Source organism: Oleiphilus sp. HI0125 (genome assembly GCF_001635355.1).
In genome coordinates this window covers 1-1,586 of sequence record NZ_LWGF01000653.1, presented here as the reverse complement: position 1 = coordinate 1,586, position 1,586 = coordinate 1, and the positions used below count along the sequence as shown (strand labels likewise).

Below are 1,586 nucleotides of genomic sequence, written 5' to 3'. Positions count from 1 at the left end.
TTTGGTGACGATTCCGCTGTTTTTGCACAGAGTTATCCACAGCAAATGTGGGTAATGTTTCAATTTTGTAAACGAGCGAGTTGTCAAGCGTGAATTAGCCAAAAATTTAATCTTGGACGTGGATACTTCTCGCCATTTTTTTATCAGGCGCTATACTTTCGGGCGATTATTTCTGGAGCGCCTATGTCCCATACATTACTTACCAAAGCTTTATTCTGTTTACCTCCTGAAACTGCCCATGATCTGTCACTAGACTGGATGAGTGCCCTAAATCGCTTGGGCGTATTTAAACCTTTTATGCCTAGTGTTGCAGATGATCCGGTCGAAGTAATGGGAATTCGATTCCCAAATCGAGTTGGTTTAGCTGCAGGTCTAGATAAAAATGGTGAGCATATAGATGCGCTTGGCGCAATGGGTTTTGGATTTGTTGAAGTTGGAACGGTTACCCCCCGCGCTCAAGATGGAAACCCTAAACCTCGAATGTTCCGTTTGGTCGATGAGCAGGCGATTATTAACCGTATGGGGTTCAATAATAAAGGAGTAGAGAGCTTACTTAACGCAGTTTCGAAACGACACTATAAAGGTCCAATCGGGATCAACATTGGTAAGAACTTTGACACAAGCGTAGAAGATGCCAATCAAGATTACTTGATTGGTTTGAGAAAGGCTTATAGCGCAGCGGATTATATTGCCGTCAATGTTTCTTCTCCGAACACGCCAGGATTGAGAACTTTGCAGTTTGGTGACTCACTGAAAGAACTGTTGTCATCTTTGAAAGAAGAACAGCTTGTTCTGTCTAAAGCCTCAAATCGCTATGTTCCCATAGCGGTTAAGGTGGCGCCGGATATGACAGACGAAGAAGTTAAGTTAGTAGCTGCTAGTCTCCGTGAAAATGAAATGGATGCTGTGATTGCAGGGAACACTACCGTCGATCGCTCTTCTGTTCCTAATAGTCAATTTGTAAACGAAGCAGGTGGTCTTAGTGGTGCGCCATTAAGGGTACGTTCAACAGAAGTAGTACAAGCTTTTTATGCGGAGTTAGGCGACGATCTGCCGATTATTGGGGTGGGTGGAATATCTGAAGGCGAGCATGCTCTGGAAAAAATAAAAGCGGGTGCGAAGCTTGTGCAGATCTACAGTGGTTTGATATATAAAGGTCCTAAATTGGTTAAGGATTCCGTGGAAGCAATTCGTTTTGGGAAGTAAAAGAAAGCCCGCTGTAGCGGGCTATTATAAGGGCACTAAGTCCCTTGCTTGTTAAAAGCTCGGAATTTTTAAACGTTAGGGAGTCTGTGGATGCCTGAGACGCCAGTTAATCCGTCCCAGTTATCTTCGCGGCCGTTTCGCCATCCATTAAGCCAGTCTTGTTGCGCGTCTTCGGAATACCCAGAGCATAGAGATTTTGATTTTCCAGAAATGCCAGCTTGATAACCTCTATTATATGCACGTTGCATTGGGTTTCTTTTCTGTCTTTTCATTGAGTGGACCTCTTTTTGAATCTGCTGAATAAGCGTATCGAGACGTTAACATTAAGTCTCAAATACACTTACAAGGTGTTTTGTAATTCGCTTTATCGCTGCTTAAAT

At 43.3% G+C, this 1,586-nt stretch carries 2 protein-coding genes; one reads left to right on the top strand and one right to left on the bottom strand.

Annotation, left to right across the window (positions count from 1 at the left end; all coding sequences use genetic code 11):
• Positions 1 to 183: 183 nt before the first annotated feature.
• Positions 184 to 1,206 carry a quinone-dependent dihydroorotate dehydrogenase gene (locus A3762_RS08970; protein ID WP_068755011.1) on the top strand — a complete coding sequence of 341 codons (1,023 nt, stop codon included), beginning with the start codon at positions 184 to 186 and terminating at the stop codon, positions 1,204 to 1,206.
• Positions 1,207 to 1,274: 68 nt separating this feature from the next.
• Here A3762_RS08970 and rmf read toward each other — a convergent pair whose 3' ends face one another.
• Positions 1,275 to 1,478: a ribosome modulation factor gene (gene rmf / locus A3762_RS25805; protein WP_068501493.1), complete on the bottom strand. Its 204-nt coding sequence runs from the start codon at positions 1,476 to 1,478 to the stop codon at positions 1,275 to 1,277.
• Positions 1,479 to 1,586 lie beyond the last annotated feature (108 nt).